Annotated in this window: 12 protein-coding genes; 6 read left to right on the forward strand and 6 right to left on the reverse strand. The window is 44.2% G+C overall.

Annotation, left to right across the window (positions count from 1 at the left end):
* Positions 1–259: 259 nt before the first annotated feature.
* Positions 260–610 (reverse strand): Grx4 family monothiol glutaredoxin, encoded by a 351-nt coding sequence (gene grxD, locus GYK50_RS07540; protein WP_071001428.1) that lies wholly within the window; start codon positions 608–610, stop codon positions 260–262.
* 117 nt (positions 611–727) lie between these two features.
* Positions 728–1,231, reverse strand: coding sequence for a 2-C-methyl-D-erythritol 2,4-cyclodiphosphate synthase (gene ispF / locus GYK50_RS07545; RefSeq protein WP_058025333.1), 504 nt, complete (start codon positions 1,229–1,231; stop codon positions 728–730).
* 260 nt (positions 1,232–1,491) lie between these two features.
* Between ispF and mnmA the strand changes: the two genes are divergently transcribed.
* Positions 1,492–2,718, forward strand: a complete 1,227-nt coding sequence (mnmA, locus tag GYK50_RS07550; protein ID WP_212563613.1) for a tRNA 2-thiouridine(34) synthase MnmA — start codon at positions 1,492–1,494, stop codon at positions 2,716–2,718.
* A gap of 212 nt (positions 2,719–2,930) precedes the next feature.
* Positions 2,931–4,322 carry an adenylosuccinate lyase gene (gene purB / locus GYK50_RS07555; protein WP_212563614.1) on the forward strand — a complete coding sequence of 464 codons (1,392 nt, stop codon included), beginning with the start codon at positions 2,931–2,933 and terminating at the stop codon, positions 4,320–4,322.
* 181 nt (positions 4,323–4,503) lie between these two features.
* Here purB and GYK50_RS07560 read toward each other — a convergent pair whose 3' ends face one another.
* A complete protein-coding gene (locus tag GYK50_RS07560; protein WP_071001425.1) occupies positions 4,504–4,698 on the reverse strand; it encodes an NF038104 family lipoprotein in 195 nt (64 codons plus the stop codon).
* 130 nt (positions 4,699–4,828) lie between these two features.
* Here GYK50_RS07560 and GYK50_RS07565 point away from each other — a divergent pair, with 130 nt between their 5' ends.
* Positions 4,829–6,001 (forward strand): cupin domain-containing protein, encoded by a 1,173-nt coding sequence (locus GYK50_RS07565; protein WP_212563615.1) that lies wholly within the window; start codon positions 4,829–4,831, stop codon positions 5,999–6,001.
* A gap of 272 nt (positions 6,002–6,273) precedes the next feature.
* On the opposite strand, the gene GYK50_RS07570 is transcribed toward GYK50_RS07565, so the two are convergent.
* From GYK50_RS07570 to GYK50_RS07580, 3 genes are all read right to left on the reverse strand, one after another.
* Positions 6,274–6,966: a 1-pyrroline-5-carboxylate dehydrogenase gene (locus GYK50_RS07570; protein WP_212563616.1), complete on the reverse strand. Its 693-nt coding sequence runs from the start codon at positions 6,964–6,966 to the stop codon at positions 6,274–6,276.
* 11 nt (positions 6,967–6,977) lie between these two features.
* Positions 6,978–10,226 (reverse strand): bifunctional proline dehydrogenase/L-glutamate gamma-semialdehyde dehydrogenase PutA, encoded by a 3,249-nt coding sequence (gene putA / locus GYK50_RS07575; protein ID WP_212563617.1) that lies wholly within the window; start codon positions 10,224–10,226, stop codon positions 6,978–6,980.
* 709 nt (positions 10,227–10,935) lie between these two features.
* A complete protein-coding gene (locus tag GYK50_RS07580; protein ID WP_093069039.1) occupies positions 10,936–12,231 on the reverse strand; it encodes an NCS2 family permease in 1,296 nt (431 codons plus the stop codon).
* A gap of 548 nt (positions 12,232–12,779) precedes the next feature.
* On the opposite strand from GYK50_RS07580, the gene tolQ reads away from it, so the two are divergent.
* The 3 genes from tolQ to GYK50_RS07595 are packed head-to-tail and all read left to right on the forward strand — an operon-like array spanning position 12,780 to position 15,043.
* On the forward strand, positions 12,780–13,502 hold the full coding sequence (tolQ, locus tag GYK50_RS07585) for a protein TolQ (RefSeq protein ID WP_058025342.1): 723 nt from the start codon (positions 12,780–12,782) through the stop codon (positions 13,500–13,502).
* The gene (gene tolR / locus GYK50_RS07590) at positions 13,499–13,960 is read left to right on the forward strand and encodes a protein TolR (protein WP_058025343.1); all 462 of its coding nucleotides are present in this window, start codon (positions 13,499–13,501) and stop codon (positions 13,958–13,960) included. Before tolQ ends, tolR begins: the two co-directional genes overlap by 4 nt.
* Before the next feature lie 57 nt (positions 13,961–14,017).
* Complete coding sequence (locus tag GYK50_RS07595; RefSeq protein ID WP_420070447.1) at positions 14,018–15,043, forward strand: cell envelope integrity TolA family protein; 1,026 nt, start codon at positions 14,018–14,020, stop codon at positions 15,041–15,043.
* Positions 15,044–15,271: the final 228 nt, after the last annotated feature.

A 15,271-nucleotide genomic window follows, 5' to 3' on the forward strand; every position in this document is an offset into this window, starting at 1 on the left:
AAGCTCTCTTAATTATCTGATAATTATTATTTATATCGCTGGTATCTTGGACACTATATGGGGGTAAATCCCATAAAAACAACGAAGCCTAATGACATAGGCGCGTGGAAATACTAGTAGGGACAAGAATAGATAGAGTATTAGTGACACTAATAGCAATAATAAAAAAACCCAAATAGCCATTAATGACTACTTGGGTTTGCTGTACTTTATAAAGCTTACTCAAATATCAAAGATATCTCAATAAGTTGCCAAAGTATTAAGCGGCAGGACTGTTTGCTTCAACCAATGGCTTTAGCTCGCCTGATTGATACATTTGCAAGATGATGTCTGACCCGCCCATCAACTCGCCATCAATCCATAATTGTGGGAACGTTGGCCAGTTCGCAATTTTTGGCAACGTTGCACGGATTTCTGGGTTTTCTAAAATGTTTACAAACGCAAATGGACGACCAATCTGAGTCAACACTTCGATAGAGCGCGCTGAAAAACCACACTGCGGAAATTGCGGTGTGCCTTTCATGTAAATAATGACTTTATTGTCACGGATTTGATCACGGATCAATTGTTCAACGTCGTTTGCAGTAGTGTTTGGGGTTTGCTCACTCATAAAAGCTCCTATTGATAAAGCGGTTCATTAAAATGATTATTTATATAAAAATAATTGTGTAAAGACGTGGCTGATACATGGGGCAACTGCCGCTGTATTACAAGCACGAATTTCGATCTATGTAGGTTCAACAGTATTAGGGACTAATAATACCACGGCATTGGCCATGATGCCTTCTTGACGACCCGTAAATCCCAATTTTTCAGTCGTGGTGGCTTTTACACTGATATTGCTAATATCTGTTTGTAAGTCGCTCGCGATATTAGCGCGCATCGCTTTGTTGTGCGGTGCCAGCTTTGGACGTTCACACATCACCGTGATATCAGCATTGCCTAGACTATAACCAGCCTCTTGCACTTTACTATAAACATAACGCAGCAAAATCCTTGAATCCAATCCAGCATGTGCCGCATCGGTATCAGGAAAATGCTGCCCAATATCGCCAAGAGCAAGTGCGCCCAGCAGCGCATCAGCCAATGCATGCAAGACCACATCCCCATCAGAGTGTGCGAGCAAACTATGAGAATGCTCAATCGGCACGCCCGCTAGAATGACATATTGTTGCTGCTGACCATTATTATGAAAAGCATGAACGTCGATACCTTGACCAATTTTTATCATTATTATTCCAAGATGAGTTAAAGGTGATTAAAATAATTCAAAACCATTATCTGAATTTTCAAAGTGGTTTTACGAGTAGCCAGACACCATCGGTCGCCACCAGTTTCAATTAACTGGTATAATATGACGTTTATTTTATCATAATACCAGATCCAAAAGACAAGCTGACGTTGTTGTGCTGAGACTACGTATTGTAGTGATTGCATAACGCTTGGCGTCGGCATGTACTTTGGATAACGTATAAATAGTTGAGCCGTTTTATGTCAGCCATACAATACACTTCAAGCACAACCGTTTCAGAGTCTTTTAATGCTCATCGCCCTTTAACACTTGCTGATGTCGAAAATCCTAGCACCAAGCATGTGATCGTCGGTATGTCAGGTGGGGTCGATTCTTCTGTATCAGCCGTATTACTTCAGCAGGCAGGCTTCAAGGTTGAAGGCCTGTTTATGAAGAACTGGGAAGAAGATGACGGCACCGAATACTGTACAGCGATGGATGACCTCGCAGACGCGCAAGCCGTATGTGACAAAATTGGCATCAAACTGCACACGGCCAACTTTGCGATGGAATATTGGGATCGCGTATTCGAGCACTTTTTGGCAGAATATAAAGCAGGACGCACCCCTAACCCTGATATCTTGTGCAACAAAGAAATTAAGTTTAAGGCGTTTTTGGACTATGCGTTGACGCTTGGTGCAGATTATATCGCGACCGGTCACTATACGCGCCGCAGTGTGAACTATATCAATGCCGAAGGTGACGAGGTTGCGCAGCTCTTACGCGGTCTTGATAATAATAAAGACCAAAGCTACTTTTTGCATGCGGTTGGCGGTGACAAAATCGCTAAAACCTTATTCCCAGTTGGCGAGCTTGAAAAGCCAGTGGTACGTCAAATCGCTGAAGAGCATGACCTAGCGACGGCTAAAAAGAAAGATTCTACGGGTATTTGCTTCATTGGTGAGCGCCGTTTTAAAGATTTCCTACAACAGTACTTGCCTGCGCAAAAAGGCGAGATACTTACTGATGACAATAAAGTCATCGGTACTCATGATGGCCTCATGTACTACACATTGGGTCAACGCGGCGGCATCGGCATTGGCGGTGTCAAAGACCGTCCCGAGGAGCCGTGGTTTGTATTGGCAAAAGACTTAGAGAAAAATCGTTTAATCGTCGGTCAAGGGCATGAACATCCCATGCTAATGAGCAACGAGCTAAAAGCCTATAAGCTCGATTGGATTGATGGTAACGCGCCTGCGGATGTGTTTAGCGACGAAGGCTTAGCCTGTATGGAGAAGTCTCGCTATCGCCAGCCTGATCAAGCGTGCCGCGTGTTTGCGACCAATGCTGATGGCAGTGAGGTTCAAGTGGTATTTGATGAGCCGCAGCGCGCTGTCACTCCTGGACAGTCAGCGGTATTTTATATCGATGAAGTATGTTTAGGCGGCGGCGTGATTGAATCTATCGATGCACCATGTGGATTTTAATTGCTTCCTAACACCCAACTTAAAGCACAGATGTTGATGCAGCAAATAGATTTATTTTGACGAGGGTCAACATCGCTTTATTTGCATAGACCGCTTTTTTAATATCATATTTCTGCTATATTACGCGCAACGATTTCGACGTCGTTTTTTATATGGTAATTTTTTATCTAGACTCTTGCAGTTTTTTATTTCATAACTACTGAGGCACAACCATGACCCCACTTACCGCTCTCTCTCCAATTGATGGTCGTTACGCATCAAAGGCTGACAGCTTACGTCCTTATTTATCTGAATTTGGTCTAATCAAAGCTCGCGTTACGGTAGAGATTCGCTGGTTGCAGTCTTTAGCTGACAACAGCGCAATTGGTGAATTAGCAGCATTTGATGACCAGACCAACGCTTTTTTGAATGCAATCGTTGATGATTTTAGTGAAGCCGATGCCCAAGCGATCAAGGACATCGAAGCGACGACCAATCATGATGTAAAAGCGGTTGAGTACTTTATCAAGAACAAGTTCCGGGGTCAGGACGCTTTAATTGATTCTCTTGAGTTTATTCACTTTGCGTGTACCAGTGAAGATATCAACAACTTATCGTATGCATTGATGCTCAAAGACAGCCGCAAGCTTGTCGTTGCCAAAATGCAGCAAGTGACTGATAGCATCGTTGAATTAGCGATTGCTCATGCTGATCAACCAATGCTATCACGTACACATGGTCAGACAGCCAGTCCAACAACATTGGGCAAAGAGATGGCAAACGTGGCCTACCGCCTTGCTCGTCAAATCAAGCAAATCAATCAAGTAGAGTTATTGGGTAAAATCAATGGCGCCGTTGGCAACTACAATGCGCATTTTTCAGCGTATCCTGACGTCGACTGGCAGAGTCATGCTGAAGCATTTATCAATCAGCGTCTAGAGTTAACCTTTAACCCTTATACGACTCAAATTGAGCCACATGACTATATCGCTGAGTTGTTTGATGCTGTTAAGCGTTTCAATACCATCTTGATCGATTTTAACCGTGATATTTGGCAATATATTAGCTTAGGCTATTTTAAACAGCGCCTAAAAGACGGTGAAGTTGGCTCTTCTACCATGCCGCATAAAGTTAATCCAATTGACTTTGAAAACTCTGAAGGCAACTTAGGCGTTGCCAACGCGATGCTGGCCCATTTGGGTGAGAAGTTACCGATTTCACGTATGCAGCGTGATTTGTCAGACTCTACCGTATTACGTAATATCGGTGTTGGCCTAGCACAGAGCATGATTGCTTTTGATGCGTGCCTAAAAGGGGTGGGTAAACTTGAGCTAAATGCACAGCGTTTAAATGACGACTTGAATCAAGCGCAAGAAGTGTTGGCAGAACCGATTCAAACGGTCATGCGTCGCTACCGTGTTGAAAACCCGTATGAAAAACTAAAAGCCTTGACTCGCGGTAATGCCATGACTCGTGAAGCCATGCTAACCTTTGTTGAAAGCGATGAGCTATTGGCTGTTAGCGACGCGGATAAAGAACGCCTACGTGCATTGACGCCTGCTACTTATATCGGTAATGCCGCTGAGCAAGCACGTGCTATTAAAGAGTGGATTGCCAAGCTGTAAAGTTTGCCAAGCTGTAAAGTTTGCTAAGATGAATTGAATACCTTAAAGCAATAGAGATAAGGCACAATTGCCTCATCTCTATTTGTTCAAACTGGCTATACATTCGCCTAAGTCTATAAAAAAACAACCTTACTTTGCATGCTATGATGATCTTAAAAACTCATAGGTGATAAGTAAGGTTTTATTTTTTATCCTTTTTATCATCATCGTCATCACTATCGCCTGGTATGATAGCTTTACCGACCGCGACCGTGCCTTTGACTACGCCTTTGGTGGTTTTATAGGCGACTTTGGCAGGCACGGTGACGATTTTATGGACACAAGCTTGCAAGAAAAACACGCTAGCAATAATGACAACAAAATGTAATTTTTTCATAACTTTCCTACGATTTGATGGCTGCTCTGATGATAGCCATCAGATAGGTGATCATCATAAACGATTAATCCCTTCCTATAAAGCATCCCTTACCATCAATCTTGTACGTATTTAAAATATGGATTTACCCATGACCTCTATTCCTCTTTGTCTACCCGACTCTATTACGCCTGAGCAGTTTTTGGCTGAATACTGGCAGAAAAAACCACTGCTTATCAAGCAAGGCTTACCGCAGCTGATCGATATGTTTGAGCCCGATGATATGATGGGTCTTGCCCTTGAAGAAGATGCTAGCGCACGCTTGCTAACCCAAGCAGCCAGTAAAAAAGAAGGTCAAGCGCAGTGGCAACTCAAAAAAAGCCCACTGAGCGAGACTGATTTTGAGAACCTACCAGAACAATGGACCGTATTGGTACAAAACCTAGAGCAATGGTCACCAGAGCTCGGTCAGTTGTGGCAAGCATTTGACTTTATTCCGCAGTGGCAGCGTGACGATATTATGGTTTCCTACGCGCCAGCAGGTGGGTCGGTCGGTAAGCATTATGACGACTACGATGTATTTTTGGCACAAGGCTATGGTTCACGGCGCTGGCAGTTGGGCAAATTCTGTGATGAGCAGACAGAGTTTGTTGCTGATGAGCCTATTCGCTTGTTTGACGATATGGGTGAGCTTATCTTTGATGAGATACTAGAAGCGGGTGATGTGCTTTATGTACCGCCTAAATTATCGCACTTTGGGGTGGCACAAGATGACTGTCTGACTTTCTCGTTTGGCTGTCGTCGTCCAAACTTGATGCAAATCATCGACAGTGTGGCAGATATTGCAACCAATGACAGCCAGTTATTTATCCCTATGCTACTGCCGCAAGCGCTACAAGCATCAGGTGAACTGCAAGCAGACAGTGTTGCTGCTATCAAAGCGCAATTGCTAGAGATGCTACAATCTGAGCGCGGTGATGATATGATTCGTCAAGCAGTCTCTGAGGTGGTGAGTAAGCGCCAATACGATGCGCTGATGCCAGAGGAAACACTGGGCACCGATGAGCTTGTACAAGCCTTGTCTGAAGGTGCGCTATTGCAAGCGGACTATAGCAATCGTCTGCTCTATAATCAAACCCGTGATGGCATCACGCTATATGCCAACGGACAGCGTCTCGATGGACTTGATAATGCAGCAATAGCAGTGTTGGTACGTTTGGCTGATGGAGAGCCATTACAATATAGTGATGTGAAGGATATCGATGCAGATGATTTAAGCGAATGGTTAGAAAACGGTTGGATATGGGTCAATATGACTGAATAAAACATAATCATCAAATTTTAGCTGAATAATGCACAATAAAAAAACCGCTATCTGATAATTACTCAGATAGCGGTTTTTTCTTATGCATATTAGATCTCTTGCAAAAGTACCAGTTCATTGACTTCCACTGACGGAGTTACAAGGGCTGACGATGACTTATGCAAGAAGTCTATTACACAATTACTCGTTCAATACTCATAATGATGTATCAAACGCCGCTTAGTATTTATTAAAACCACTATAAACACTAAACGTGTTGGTCGTTAATACTATTACTCTGTACCAAGTTCAAGCAAGCTCGCGTTACCACCGATTGCTGTGGTGTTAATCGTCTTAACACGCTCAGTGACAAAACGATGGAGATAATCAGGTGTTAGCATCTCAGACAGTCCTTCCATATCAGTGACGCTGATCACTTGCGTCAAAATACCGTCTGTCTTAGCAAGCTCTTGACTGATGGCTTGTACTTCGCTGTGATTACCAGAAACGGCCACCTGAGCAAGACGATCAATGTATAAAAGCGTGATGGTTTGCGAGTCATTAGCCACGCTCAATAAATCTTCGCTAATACCCGTATCGTACAGGATTTTAGCGGCTTCATTGCACATCTCATTTTGGCTTGGGCAATGCAGTATGACTTCATTACCAGTCAATAATGCAGCCACAAGCTGACCTAGTACGGCCATTGCTCTGGCTGATTCGCCACCAACGACCATTGTCTTACCACGACCAGTGACGTACAAGTCGTTTGACTCACCTGTCGCACCAGTCATACGATGCGTCTCATCCAAACTAGGAGCCGCGCTCAATAGGTGATTGAATAAACGCTTTGCTTTGTTGGCATCACCAGTCAATAGAGACAACTTTGGAATTGCCGCCTCTAGGTACGTTGCGCGATTGACCGCGCCAAGTAGTCGCCAAGATTCACAAACCTGGGCATGATTTTTTTTGAATTCAGTCGCCATGTTGCTACTCCTTATGCGAGTTCTGTTTGAGTGGTTGTTTGGGTGTTAGCATTTGCTTGGTTGCTGCCATTTGATTCTGAGCTAAGCTGCATCAGACGCGCAACATAGTGCGGTCCACCAGCTTTAGGACCAGTACCAGACAGGCCACAACCACCGAATGGCTGGACGTTTACGACCGCACCGATTTGGTTACGGTTGATATAAGTGTTGCCTACAAAAGCACGGCGCTCGATATGCTCAACAGTTTTTTCGATACGGCTATGAATACCCATCGTCAAACCAAAGCCTGTGTTGTTGATAGCGTCAATCAGCTTATTCAGATCACGTGCTTGATAGCGCAATACGTGCAGGATTGGACCAAAGTGCTCACCACCAATCACATCAATACTGCTTACCTCGATTGCGGTTGGCAATACAAAGGTAGAGTTTTCTTGGCTGACAACCGAGCTTGAACTCATTGGGGTTTGAGCCAAGATAGTAGCGGTTGGCTCAGCGTCCATACGGGCGATATGCGCCTCTAAACCATTTTTGGCATCAGCATCAATCACAGGACCCACATCTGTGGCAGCGTATAGTGGATTGCCAACAGACAGCTCAGCCATATTGCCTTGTAACAGCTCAATCAAATCATCCGCCATCTCATCTTGCACGCACAATATACGACAAGCTGAACAACGCTGACCTGCTGAACCAAAGGCCGACAATACCGCATCTCGAACGACTTGCTCTGGCAGTGCTGTTGAGTCAACAATCATTGCGTTCTGACCGCCAGTTTCAGCGATAAATACAGGCAGCTCGCCACTCGCTTGAGCATGATCATTCAAGCTTTGATTGATACGCTGAGCAGTTTGGGTTGAGCCAGTAAATATCACACCTGCTATGTTATCAGCAGCCGTTAGCGCTCCGCCCACATCACCGGCACCTGTCACCAATTGTAGTGCTTCTGCTGGTACACCCGCTTGATACATGAGTTGCGCAGCAAAATGCGCAATCAAGCTGGTTTGTTCAGCAGGCTTAGCGACTACCGTATTACCTGCTGCCAGTGCCGCCACGATTTGACCCGTATAGATAGCCAATGGGAAGTTCCATGGACTAATACACACAAAAGTGCCACGTGGTTTATAAACTTGACGCGATTGCTTACCAGACAAATCTGTAAACTCATGCACGACATCGTCTAGGCGCTCTGCTTCATCAGCGTAAAAACGACAGAAATCAACGGCTTCTTTGATTTCATCGATGCTGTCTTGCATAGTCTTACCAGCTTCGACTTGGCATAGTGCCATTAGCTCAGCGTAGTTCTCTTCAAATAGCTCAGCGATTTTACGCAGTATTGCCGCACGCTTGGTCACGGCTACGTTTTGCCACATGCTTTGACCCGCTACAGCGACATCAATCGCTTGACGAGCCAATTCTGCATTGGCATATTTGACTTCACCAGCGTTTACGTCATGATTCCAAGGCGCACGTACAGGCTGCGCATCAAGCTGATGGGTGACGCCATCTACTTCATATTCATTAATTGCTTGGCCGTTGATGATAGGTGTCGCTGACCATTTTTTATTGAGATGGCTATCAATAGCTGCTTTAAACGGCAACCACTGTGACTCTACAAATATATTAGGGCCGAAACTTGCACGGCGCGAACCATAAATCTCTAGTGGTAGCGGGATATCTGGGTTGTGTAAGGTTGGGTTGGCAAGTAGCTTGTCATATGGATGCACAGTTAGTTTTTCAATCGGATACGACTTGTCTAATAACTGATGGACAAACGAGCTGTTGGCACCGTTCTCTAACAAACGACGTACCAAATATGGTAGCAAGTCTTTGTGTGCGCCAACTGGTGCATAGATACGTACAGGAATCTCATAAGCTTGCAAAATATGGTCATAAAGTGCATCACCCATACCGTGCAAACGCTGGAATTCAAACTCTTTATGGGTGCTCATGGTCATGATTGAAGACAGTGTGTGCGCATTATGCGTCGCAAACTGTGGCCAAATAAGACCGCGCAGATGGTCTGATAATAAGAAACGCGCACTGGCAAGATATGCGGTATCTGTACCTTCTTTGCGTGTCCAAACTGGATAGCCTGATAGACCTTTTTGCTGAGCAAGTTTGATCTCAGTATCCCAATAAGCGCCTTTTACCAGACGTACTGGAATGCGATCGCCTACTTCAGAAGACAAACGAGCAAGCCAAGCCAATACAGCGATAGCACGTTTAGAATAACCTTGTACAACGATACCTAGGCCATCCCAACCAGCTGTTGAGTTATCACGGTATAGAGACTCAAACAGTTTTAAAGAAATCTCAAGACGATCCGCTTCTTCGGCATCAATACTAAGATCAACATTGACCTCGCGTGCCGCTTCAATAAGGAGCAAGCAGCGTTGACGCAATAGACCCATGACCTGAGCTTCTTGTGTCGCTTCATAGCGAGGATGCAGCGCAGACAATTTGATAGATACTGATGGCTTAGGCATACCTTCTTTGACTTTGACGTTGGCCGTCGCTTTGATCGCATGCAAGTAGTCATTAAAGTATTTTTCAGCATCTCTATGCGTGATAGCCGCTTCACCTAGCATATCGAATGAATAGGTATAACCTTTATTACGATATGGCTGGCTGTTTTTATTGGCGTCTTCGATGGTTTCACCCAATACAAACTGATGGCCCATGATACGCATGGCTTTTTGCATGGCACTCCGAATGACAGGCTCACCCATCTTTTTGGTCATGCGATCCAAGAAACCTGAGGCAGTAGTGCTGCTATCAATACTGACGACACGGCCTGTCATCATCATGCCCCAAGTAGAGGCATTGACCATGAAACCATTGTCATTTTTGATGTGCTTTTTCCAATCTGCCACACTCATTTTGTCATGAATCAATGCATCAGCAGTATAATTATCCGGCACTCGAATCAACGCTTCTGCCAAGCTCATCAGCAAGATACCTTCTTGGGTATCAAGGCTATACTCAAGCAATAATGAGTCAACCATCTTGACGGCTTTGCCATCGTTACGCACATGCTCAACCAGCCTGCGTGTCTGCTCAGCGGCAGCATCACGCTCCTCTGCGCTAGGCTTGGCAAGTGGCAATAAATCAGCCAACCAACGCTGTTCATCAACGCTATATAGTGGCGAAATACGCTTATATAACTCTTCTATTGGCTGGGCAAGATACTCTGGCGACAGCATATCAACAGGATTGAACAAAATCGGCTCTTGCGGGGTAAACTGGTCTACTGGGTTCATAACAACTCCATAACTATCGTTTAAAAACCATAATAAATGGTGCTTTAGGAAGTCTGATCGTCCTGCATAACTGCTCGTAACCGCTATCAAAATAGAGGTTATGGAGGGATATTCACAGTAATAATCAAAAGACCAAACGGCGCCATCACAAAACTAGAAAATCCAGCATATGCTGGAGATGGTTAAGTAGGTCGTTCCACTGTTAAACGGGCTACGTTAACAATACAAAGGCAACAACGAAAAATTAAGCGGCATTAGTGCCTTCTTCTTGTTAGTAGTGAAAGGAGTGTGATGGACAAATATCGCTTGAATGAAGTGATAAAAAATCACTTAAACAAGCCCAAACATACCATCTTAAATGTGCAAATTCACTGTAAGAAAAACCTCTACGGCGTTGATTGAGGTGATGCGCTTAACTCGGCTATAATATCATGAAAAAAAAATTCAAACTAACGCTTTTTTTTATTTTTAAAAATAAATTTGTCTTTAAAAAACAAATATTTACAAGCAATTTTTCAGTCATGACGCTTTGGTTATATTTTTTAGTTTACTATTACCGATTAATTATTACCAAAATTTTGAGTTTTAATCGTACCAATTTTGGGCTCACTAGTAAGCTAAGTACCATCTCCAAATAATAAAAACCCTCTTTACCATCAAGTGATAAAGAGGGTTGTATGGTTAGGTCTCATACCTAGCGCGATACGCCTTATAAGAAGATAATTTTAACCAATAGCACAAGAGTCAAAAGCCATACAGCAATGCTGATATCAGCAAACTTACCAGAGATCGCTTTGACCGCGGTAAAGGTGATAAAACCAAGTGCGATGCCATCAGCGATAGAGTATGTCAGCGGCGTGAACAGCAATACAACTACAACAGGCGCTGCTTCTGTTAAGTCGCTCCAGTCGATGTCTTTTAGGGTGCCCATCATCAGTACGGCAACATAAAATATGGCACCGGCCGTCGCGTAGGCTGGGATCATACCGGCTAATGGAGAAAAGAAAATGCTTAGTAAAAATAACACACCAACAGTGACTGCCATCAATCCTGTACGGCCACCTGAGGCAATACCAGAGATACTTTCGATATAACTGGTTGTCGATGACGTACCAAGTAAAGAGCCTGCAACTGTCGCTGTTGAGTCTGCTAATAGCGCCTTGCCCATATTAGGAATATTGCCATCTTTGTCAGTCAACTTGGCTTGGCTAGTGGTTGCAATTAGCGTACCTGCAGTATCAAATAAGTCCACAAATAAGAAAGCGAAGATCACACTGATCATACCCACATCAAATGCGCCAGCGATATCGAGCTGCATCAGTGTCGGCGCGATAGAAGGCGGTGCAGATATGATACCGGTAAACTGTGTATAGCCCATTAGCAAACTAATCAGAGCAACCAGCAAAATACCAATGGTTACCGCACCTGGGACTCTTTTATAAGACAGACCAATAATGACGACAAAACCTAGAGATGCCAATACAGGACCAAATGAAGTCATATCACCAAGAGCAACCAAGGTCGCATCATGATTGACGATGATACCTGCACTCTGCAAAGCAATAAAAGCCAAGAATGCACCAATACCAGCGACTACGCCGTTTTTGAGAGAGTTTGGAATCGCATTGATGATTGCCTCACGAATCTTAAAGAGGCTTAATAGAACAAAGATACAACCTGACAAAAACACTGCACCCAGCGCGGTTTGCCATGCATACCCCATACCTAAGACCACGCCATAGGTGAAGAAAGCATTAAGTCCCATGCCTGGCGCTAATGCCACTGGTAGTCGGGCATAGATACCCATGATGAAACAACCGACTGCTGCAGCCACACAGGTTGCGACAAATACGGCCCCTTTGTCCATACCTGCATCGGCTAAGACATTAGGGTTAACAAAGATAATATAAGCCATCGTCAAAAACGTGGTTATACCAGCGACGATTTCTGTTTTGATCGTGGTATTGTCACCATTAATCCCAAAATAGCGTTCAATTGCATTCATAAGTGTTCGCCCCCAACTGGCTAATAAAAAATCACCACTACCTAAAACTAAACATGACCTCAGCAAAATGGCGATGCCGCAGTAAGAATAATGTAGTAACAAAGCGTAACATATTAGACGAGTTGTCTTACAAACTCAATCGCTGATAATGGCTAACTCGTATAAAAAGCAATTAAAAACACCACTTTTATAACGATAAAAAGTCTATACAAATTTGAATTTTCTTATAGTCTCTAGCTCAAATCATTTATGTATACTAGTAGGGCGTGTTGCCACTATATTGTTAAAATATTTGATGTATCGTACTTTTTGTCTGGTTAACACATTAATAATGACGTTTCTTTTATTTAGAAGTAAACTAACAGGTTATTATGTTGATGTCTCAGTGGTTGAGCGTGGTCTCAAATAGTCTCTTACTAAACCCGATTGCCGAGATCTTTACTGCGCTTAAGATTCAACGATAAAGTATGCTTATTATTTTTAGGGTTCGTTTGGTTTGGATGTCTTTATTTAAACCAGCTGTTGTCAATTATCCGTGAGTCCATTACATGCCTGAATCATTAAATATTATTGATCTTATTACCCAAGCCAGTCTATTGGTACAGATTGTGATGGCGTTATTGCTATTAGCCTCTTTGTTCAGTTGGGTCATTATTTTCCGTATGAGTGCGCGGCTCGGTACAGCCAAAAACTTTGATCAACAATTTGAGACTTGGTTTTGGTCAGGCGAAGATTTAGCAAAGCTGTATCAAGGCGTACAAGGCTCACCTGATCGCCAAGGACTTGAGCAGATTTTTTATGTGGGATTTTCAGAGTACCTGAGAATGCATAAAAAGCGTCAACCTAAAGATGACATCATCGACGGTGTTGAACGTAAACTGCGCGTCGGCTTGGGCCGTCAGCAGCAATTACTCGAGTCAGGGCTGACGACGCTAGCGAGTATCGGCTCGGTGGCTCCTTACATTGGACTGTTTGGAACCGTTTGGGGCATCATGAACGCGTTTTTGGGACTGTCGCAAACCGAGCAAGCCACCCTAGCCTCTGTCGCGCCTGGTATTGCTGAGGCGCTGATTGCGACAGCCATGGGCTTGTTTGCCGCTATTCCTGCTGTATTGGCATACAATCATTTTACGGCAAAATCTAGCCGTCTTTATGATTCACGAGCACTATTCTGTGACGAGATGACAGGCATGCTACAGCGCGAGACCAGTGTGCAAATCCCCGTTGCTAGAGAGACGCAAGTGAGTGCCACTCAGGTGAATGGGCTATGAAACCAAACCCCTATCGCCGTGAGAAAAAAGCGCTGAATGCAGAGATGAATGTCGTTCCCTACATCGACGTTATGCTGGTGCTATTGGTGATATTTATGGTGACCGCACCCATGCTCATTACGGGTGTCGATGTTGATTTGCCAAAAGAGCAAACCAATACCATGAGTCAGAGCCAGTTGCCCGTCATTGTCTCATTGACTGACAAGGGCGAGATTTTTATCAGTTATGAAAATAATATCGACTTGCCTATTAGTGAACCTGAGCTAATTAACACTTTATCCAACTTACAGTCTCAGAGCGGTAATACCAACACTGAGCCATTGCAAGTGATGATTAATGCTGATCAAAATAACCAATATGGCGCTATCATGACGCTCATGGCAACTTTGCAGCAGGCAGGTATTGAAAAAGTAGGGTTATTGACTGGTGCGCCTCTACCGACGCCATCACTCCAATAGCTATACCTTCTATATAGGTATGTCACATCATAGCAGCCAATCCGATAAACCACGTTCATGAGTATCCATACCATGCATAATGCGCCTGCCGTCTATGTCCCCACCGAACCTGAAGGCAACGGGCTAACACTGCCTACGTTACTCAGTTTGCTAGCACATGGTCTTATAATCGGCATACTGATTTATAACTATCAGTCCACTGAGGTTGAGACTGCTGGTAACATCGAGACGGTCATGGTAACTCCTGAGCAGCTCGCTGAAATGCAAGGACAGATATTGGCCAATCGTGCAGCAGCCAGCGCCATGCAAATGGACAGCAGCACCAGCGATTCAGCCAGTAGCGCTCAACAAGAAACCTCAAGTAGTAGCAGCTCAAGCGCTCAAAATCCAAGCCAGCCGAACTCCCAGCGTGTCCCTGTGTTTACGCGTTCTGACGAGCCTGCCAGTCAGCCTATGCTTATGAGTGAAGAGCAACATCAACGCCTGCGCGAGCAAAACCAAGAATATGAGCGCAGAATGGCTGAGTGGGCAGCGCAGCTAGACGAATCCGCGATAGAGGAGCTTGATCAAGTAGAGCAAGACAAAAGAGAGCAGATGATCGAAGAGCAAAAAAGGCTTGGAGATTTTCGTCAAAAGCAAAACAATCCACCCAAGATCAGACGCCCCACGGCTAACGATCGTAATATACAGATTGATACCGATGGCTCTAGCAATGCAGGCCGAACCTTTAGTCTCTCAGATGGTCAATCAACCATCTCCGGCGAGACCTCAACCTCTAGTACTTCTAAAGGTAGTAGTCGCTCTGCCTCAAGTGGTAGTCGCGGTGCCAGCAATAGTGAAATCATCAATCTAATCAAGCGCAACTATACGCCGCCTACCGCAGCGAAAGGCTCTACCCAGCGTGCCACCTTAAACATCACCGTTAATGCCAATGGTGACGTGGTCAATGTCATCGCATCTGGTCCTGATAGCGTCGTCAATGAAGCTGCCAGACAAGCAGTGCTCAACACAGGTAGCCTACCAATCGATGCTGATGACCCAAAATATCCTACCTTTACTATACAGTTTAAAGGTAGCAATTAATCAGTTGCTAGCGTCTTGTATTATTGATAACGTGATGTTAAGCGGCTTTTATCGCATCGTTTTTTCATCTAAATATAGTAAAGCCCAAATAAAACTGATATAGCATCACAAACACACTCGATTAAATACTATTTTCCTTGCTTGCTGTGACTTCGTCTCCAGAGGCTGCGAAAAATAGCCTTTAATCTCGTTGTGTCATTTTTAAATTGACTTATCTATACTTGCCTC

The sequence above is a fragment of the Psychrobacter pacificensis genome, from assembly GCF_018336615.1.
GTDB classification, from domain to species: Bacteria; Pseudomonadota; Gammaproteobacteria; order Pseudomonadales; family Moraxellaceae; genus Psychrobacter; species Psychrobacter pacificensis.

Coding starts and splice junctions, on each gene's coding strand:
- grxD (WP_071001428.1), bottom strand. CDS start 610: ATGAGTGAGCAAACCCCAAACACTACTGCAAACGACGTTGAACAATTG.
- ispF (WP_058025333.1), bottom strand. CDS start 1,231: ATGATAAAAATTGGTCAAGGTATCGACGTTCATGCTTTTCATAATAAT.
- mnmA (WP_212563613.1), top strand. CDS start 1,492: ATGTCAGCCATACAATACACTTCAAGCACAACCGTTTCAGAGTCTTTT.
- purB (WP_212563614.1), top strand. CDS start 2,931: ATGACCCCACTTACCGCTCTCTCTCCAATTGATGGTCGTTACGCATCA.
- GYK50_RS07560 (WP_071001425.1), bottom strand. CDS start 4,698: ATGAAAAAATTACATTTTGTTGTCATTATTGCTAGCGTGTTTTTCTTG.
- GYK50_RS07565 (WP_212563615.1), top strand. CDS start 4,829: ATGACCTCTATTCCTCTTTGTCTACCCGACTCTATTACGCCTGAGCAG.
- GYK50_RS07570 (WP_212563616.1), bottom strand. CDS start 6,966: ATGGCGACTGAATTCAAAAAAAATCATGCCCAGGTTTGTGAATCTTGG.
- putA (WP_212563617.1), bottom strand. CDS start 10,226: ATGAACCCAGTAGACCAGTTTACCCCGCAAGAGCCGATTTTGTTCAAT.
- GYK50_RS07580 (WP_093069039.1), bottom strand. CDS start 12,231: ATGAATGCAATTGAACGCTATTTTGGGATTAATGGTGACAATACCACG.
- tolQ (WP_058025342.1), top strand. CDS start 12,780: ATGCCTGAATCATTAAATATTATTGATCTTATTACCCAAGCCAGTCTA.
- tolR (WP_058025343.1), top strand. CDS start 13,499: ATGAAACCAAACCCCTATCGCCGTGAGAAAAAAGCGCTGAATGCAGAG.
- GYK50_RS07595 (WP_420070447.1), top strand. CDS start 14,018: ATGAGTATCCATACCATGCATAATGCGCCTGCCGTCTATGTCCCCACC.